Source organism: uncultured Rothia sp., from assembly GCF_937976295.1.
In the GTDB taxonomy this organism is placed as follows: domain Bacteria; phylum Actinomycetota; class Actinomycetes; order Actinomycetales; family Micrococcaceae; genus Rothia.
This window is the reverse complement of the sequence record NZ_CALJRY010000064.1, coordinates 1-5,541: the sequence shown is the minus strand read 5'-3', so window position 1 is coordinate 5,541 and position 5,541 is coordinate 1. Positions and strand designations below refer to the sequence as shown.

Here is a 5,541-nt window from a genome sequence, read left to right as displayed (position 1 = left end):
GAACGGTAAGGAACTGAGCGCCAAGATTGTCTCCGTGACCCCCTACCAGGGCTAAAAGACAGACTCTCATATAGCAACAGTGCGGGGTACTGAACCGAAAAGGTCAGCACCCCGCGCTGTTTTTTGTCTATTGAATTGCGCTCCGCCGATAAAGCTCAGGCGCAACTATTACCGCTCGCCGGCCGATAAAACATATCGGCTTAGTAGACGATGATGGGCTTGAAACCCTCATCCTCCAGAGCTGCAATCACCTGACGGCAATGTTCCACGCCCTTGGTCTCCATATCAATCGTAATCGACACGTCACCCATGGAGAGCGAGCCACCCACACGGGTGTGGTCCACACCGGTCACGTTCGCGTCATTCTCAGAGATGATGCGGGAAATGGTCGCCAGCTCACCCGGACGGTCAGAAAGCATCATCTTCACGGTCATGTAGCGGCCAGCGGCAGACAGACCGCGCTGAATCACCTTCAGCATCAGCATCGGGTCAATATTGCCGCCGGAGAGCACGCACACGACCGTACCCAGGTCGCCGTACTCTTCCTTCAGCTTGCCGTTCATCAGCGCCGCCACGGGCACCGAACCGGCAGGCTCCACCACAAGCTTGTTACGTTCCATCAGGAAGATCAGGGCGCGAGCGATATCGTCTTCGCTCACGGTCGCCACATCGTCCACCAGTTCCTTGATGATGGAGAAAGGCATCTGACCGGGACGGCCCACCGCAATACCGTCAGCGATGGTGGAAACCTTCTTCAGCGGTACCAGAGCATCCGCAGCGAGAGACAGCGGGTACGCCGCAGCGTGCTCCGCCTGAACACCAATAATCTTGATCTTCTTACCGAGCTCCTGCTCCTTCGCACGGATAGCAGCCGACAGACCAGCCAGCAGACCGCCTCCGCCAACACCCACAATCACGGTGTCAACGTCCGGAACCTGCTCCAGGATCTCCAAACCAATCGTGCCCTGACCGGCAATAATGTCTTCATTGTCGAAGGGATGCACGAACACCGCACCGGTCTCTTCTGCGTAACGCTTCGCCTCCGCCAGAGCCTCATCCACGGTCACGCCGTGCAACTCAACCTCAGCGCCGTGATCACGGGTCGCGGTAATCTTCGGCAGTGCCGCACCCAGCGGCATGTAAATACGAGCCTTAATGCCCAGACGGTCAGCCGCCAAAGCCACACCCTGCGCGTGGTTACCCGCACTCGCCGCCACGACGCCGCGCTTCTTCTCCTCCTCGGAAAGCTTCGCCATGCGCACGTACGCACCGCGCACCTTGAAAGAACCGGCACGCTGCAGGTTCTCGCACTTAAAGAAAACCTCGGAGCCGAGGCGATGGCTCAGCGCACGCGAATGAGCGACGGGGGTGCGTTCAATAACGCCTTCGAGCAGCTCTGCGGCACGTTCAATATCGGTGAGGGTCACGGGCAGGGAGTCGAGATCTACGCTCACGAGGTTTCCATTCTGACGGTACGTATTCTGGCGGCGCCTAGCCCCACACACAGAAAGGCGCGCGGTGGCACAGTGCACACTCCATTTTAGAGGATGCACCGGCATAAAGCAGGGGGACGTCCCCGCACTCTCAGCAGATAGTGCAAGAACGGCCCCCGTTCTAGGTTATGTGCGAGCGCCTAGCCCGCGGTGAGTCACAATGAACTGACCCTAAGCCTTCTCAGATTCCTTCGATTCTTTAGAGCTTTCGGAGTTTTTAGCTTCCTTCGCTTTTTCAGACTCTTCAGCCTTCTTACGGCGCTCCAGCTCATGCGGGAAGAGGAATTCCTCCTCACGAGGCGCCTCCTTCTCCCAGCCACGATTCGCCAGGTAACGCACCACCGCGTTCACCACAGCCAGAGTCGGCACAGCGAACAGAGCACCCACCGCACCAAAAATTATGGAGCCACCAGCCACCGAGAAAGTAACCGCCAGCGGGTGCAGCGAGACAGCCTTACCCATAATGAGCGGTTGCAGAAGGTGGGATTCGATCTGCTGAACCAGCAGAACAATACCAATCATAATCAGCGCCTGCACCGGGCCCAGGGCAACCAGCGCCAGCAGCACAGCCACAGCACCGGAAACGAGGGCACCAAGCACCGGAATGAAGGAGCCGAGGAAGAGCAACACACATAGCGGGATAACCAGCGGAACACCCAGGATTGCGGCACCAATACCGATGCCGATAGCATCAATAGCCGCCACCAGAATCTGAACGCGAACGTACGCGCCCAGGGACTTCCAGCCCGCGCGACCCGCACCGTTGACAGCGGCACGCGCATCCTTCGGGAAGAGGCGGGTGACAAACAGCCAGATTCGCTCGCCCTCCATCAGGAAGAAAATCAGGGTAAACAGGGTCAGCAGGGTACCGGTCACAACCTCAGCCGCAGTCGAACCCACCTGAGACACACCGTGCAACACGGAGCTGGGATTATTGCTGACAGCGCTTTCTGCCTGATTCAGCAACTGGTTCAGCTGATCGGCACCGAACTCGTAGCCGAGGTCCTTCATCCAAGCAATGAGCTGCTGGTAGCCCTGCAACGCCTTATCAGCCATAGACACAAAACCGCGCAGAAGCTGCTGACCGGTCAGCGAAATAATACCGGTGAGCGCCAGAATCATACCGATCACGGCGATAGCCGCCGCGCCACCGGCACGAATACCCTTCTTACGCAGAAGCATCACGGCGGGACTCAGCAGAGCCGCCAGGAGCAGAGCCACCAGAAGAGAAATAACCAACAGGGAGACGGGCGCCAGACCATTCCAAAGAATCCAGCCGGCACCGACAATCATAATGATGCGCCAGGCCCAAGCACCGGCAACTTCCATAGCAAAAGGCACCCGGTAGCCACGCTCCTCCTCGGCTACATGTTCTTCTGCAACAGATGTATCTTTCACGGTGTCTCCAAATCGTTATTGGTGTCGCGCCCGCGCGGTACAGCTTCAACTGTCCCAGCGAAGGCGGTATGTGGTGATGTTGTTGTGTTCCTCCCCTGCGCCTCGATACGCCGGGGGAGTAAAGCGGCAAAGGCGGCGGCGCCATCACGGCGCCACCGCCCCATAGTGAGCTTTAGTCGTTGCTAAAGATGCTTGCCAGGTACATGAGGACACGCAGGATCTCAACGTACAGCCAGACCAGAGAAGCGGTCAGGCCGAATGCAAGGCGCCAGGACTCACGCTCGGGCAGACCAGCCTCCACAGCTTCGGAGACGGTCGTGAAGTCCAGCAGCAGCGAGTAGGTTGCCAGCGCAACAGCGAACAGGCCAACAATCAGACCCAGGGGAATACCGAAGAGGCTCACGCTACCCAGTGCAGAACCGAAGATACCCGCACCCAGGATCGAGATGAGGCCGTACGCCAGGTAACCAATAACGCCGATCATGAAGATCTTGTTGAGCTTAGGAGTTGCGCGCAGCTTGCCGTTCGCAAACAGTGCCAGGGTGGTACCTGCCACCACGAGGGTTGCCAGAACAGCCTGAATTGCCACGCCGGGGTAGCGTGCATCCACGACAGCAGACAGGCCGCCGAGCAGCAGACCTTCCATGAAGGCGTAGGTCATGACCAGAATCGGGGAAACCTTCTTCTTGAAGGAGTTCACCAGACCCAGGACCAGACCGCCCACCATGCCCAGGAGCAGTAGCACCGGCATGTACCATGCAACAGCGGCACCGACAGCGACCAGGCCCAGGTTGATGCCGGTCTTAACCATGACATCGTTCATGGTCAGACGCTCACCGGCGGGGATGGGCTCCGAGTAAGTGGGGGCTGCTACGCCGTAGTCAGCCTCGCCGTACGGCTGGCCGTACTGTGCCTGCTGACCGTACTGGGTCTGGCCATACTGCTGACCATAGGGCTGCTGACCGTACTGGGGCTGGCCGTACTGCGCCTGCTGACCATACTGCTGCTGGCCATAAGCGTTCTGACCGTAGCCCTGCTGGTCATACTGACCGTACGACTGCTGCCCGTACTGGCCATAGGCCTGCTGCTGACCATACTGCGCCTGCTGGTTGGCCTGCTGAGGCTGCGCGCCAAAGCGACCGAAACGAGAGTCACCCTGCGTGACGTTCTTCGTCATTGAATTCAGAAGCGGGTTTCCCGCCATCATGCTCTCCTTAAACGGGTACAAAACTAATTCTGTTAATTCTATCGGATAGATTCAGCGCTCACGGGCGCTGTTCGTTACCAGCAAGGGCTTCTAGCAACCTTGCCAGAATATTTCAGGGCGATGTTTACCTAAGGTTCATCCAGGTCCGCACCGCCCCGCCCGCAAACGCTTCTGCGCCTCTCTGTGTGAAGCGCCTATTGGGAAGCTTCCAAACGATCCAGGAGTTGCTCCAGATAGTCCAGAACTGCCTGTTCCTCATTCGAGCCAATCACCTCGTCAGCAACATTTCGCACAACCTCCGGGGCGTTAGACATGGCAACACCCCAGCCCGCGTAGCGGAGCATCTCCATGTCGTTCTCACCGTCACCGAAGGCGAGGATACCCGCCGGATCAGCGTCCAGACGCTCGCATAGGTCCTTCAGACCGGTCGCCTTGTTGACGCCGGTACGCACCAGGTCAATGGCACCGAAGCCACTAACCATCGGGGTGACGGTCTGCGGAAGAACCTCACGCAGGTAGACGCTCAGCTGCTGCGTCTGCTTCGGCGGGGTCAGCAGCGGGAACTTAATGGGTGCGCCCTCAAAATCCTCAATAGAGTCAACCATGACCGATCCGGGGAAGAAGAACGCCGCAAAATCCTCCAGGGTGAGGGTTTCGGGGAGCTCCTGACCGGTGTCTTCAAAATAGCCGCGAATCATGTGCACAATCTGGTCACAGCGGTCCTTGGGCAGGTAGATGCCTTCGGTGGTGCAGACCAGCAGACCGATGTAATCTAGCCCCTGGACTACTTCAATGATGCGCGGCACGTCTTCTTCCTCAAAGGGATGCACAGCAAGCTGACCGCTCTCATCAGCAAGGTACGCACCGTTTTCAGCAATATAGATAAGACCTCGCCCTTCAAAGCCGCGCATATAGTCCTGCAGTTTGGCGTAGGTATTTCCGCTCGCCACGACAAAGTGAATTCCCTGCGCCTGCAGGCGGGATAGGATGCGCGAGAAACGTTCGGTGTCGAACGTTTTGGAGTCCGTGAGGAAGGTGCCATCCATATCGACGGCAATGATGGAGGGTTTAGTCTGCATGCTGCGCCTTTCTGACTCTGCTACCCCATTCAGCGCTACCCCGTTCAGGCCGGGGTGCGTCTGCGGCTGTATCTCTTCTAGGGTCTCACGTTTTTGAGCTCCGGAAGACGGTATGCGGGTGGTTCTTGAGCATAGAGCGCCGTCATAAAACGTCATCTAAAACCCCTATTTTTGAGGTGTGGGTCACTTTTAGCCCCATTTTCACCGCTTTCTGCACGCCTTTTCCTCTACGAACGAATTTACTTGAAGTGTAAAACTTTACATGTCAAGCTTGAAGGCATGAACAACGACACCATGAAATCCACCGGCCTGCTCATCCTCCGACTCGTCTTCGGCTTCGTCATGATCATGCACGGAACCCAGA

The 5,541-nt window shown here is 57.8% G+C and carries 4 protein-coding genes; all 4 read right to left on the bottom strand.

From position 1 onward, the window contains the following. Positions 1-200: 200 nt before the first annotated feature. The 4 genes from ilvA to Q0216_RS01775 all read right to left on the bottom strand — a co-directional run bounded on the left by ilvA (position 201) and on the right by Q0216_RS01775 (position 5,177). The gene (gene ilvA / locus Q0216_RS01790) at positions 201-1,454 is read right to left on the bottom strand and encodes a threonine ammonia-lyase (protein ID WP_298592466.1); all 1,254 of its coding nucleotides are present in this window, start codon (positions 1,452-1,454) and stop codon (positions 201-203) included. Positions 1,455-1,664: 210 nt separating this feature from the next. Then, a complete protein-coding gene (locus Q0216_RS01785) occupies positions 1,665-2,891 on the bottom strand; it encodes an AI-2E family transporter (RefSeq protein WP_298592464.1) in 1,227 nt (408 codons plus the stop codon). 172 nt (positions 2,892-3,063) lie between these two features. Further along, on the bottom strand, positions 3,064-4,095 hold the full coding sequence (locus Q0216_RS01780) for a Bax inhibitor-1/YccA family protein (RefSeq protein ID WP_298592467.1): 1,032 nt from the start codon (positions 4,093-4,095) through the stop codon (positions 3,064-3,066). Positions 4,096-4,292: 197 nt separating this feature from the next. Further along, positions 4,293-5,177 carry a Cof-type HAD-IIB family hydrolase gene (locus tag Q0216_RS01775; protein WP_298592462.1) on the bottom strand — a complete coding sequence of 295 codons (885 nt, stop codon included), beginning with the start codon at positions 5,175-5,177 and terminating at the stop codon, positions 4,293-4,295. Positions 5,178-5,541: the final 364 nt, after the last annotated feature.

Coding starts and splice junctions, on each gene's coding strand:
- Q0216_RS01780 (WP_298592467.1), bottom strand. CDS start 4,095: ATGGCGGGAAACCCGCTTCTGAATTCAATGACGAAGAACGTCACGCAG.
- Q0216_RS01775 (WP_298592462.1), bottom strand. CDS start 5,177: ATGCAGACTAAACCCTCCATCATTGCCGTCGATATGGATGGCACCTTC.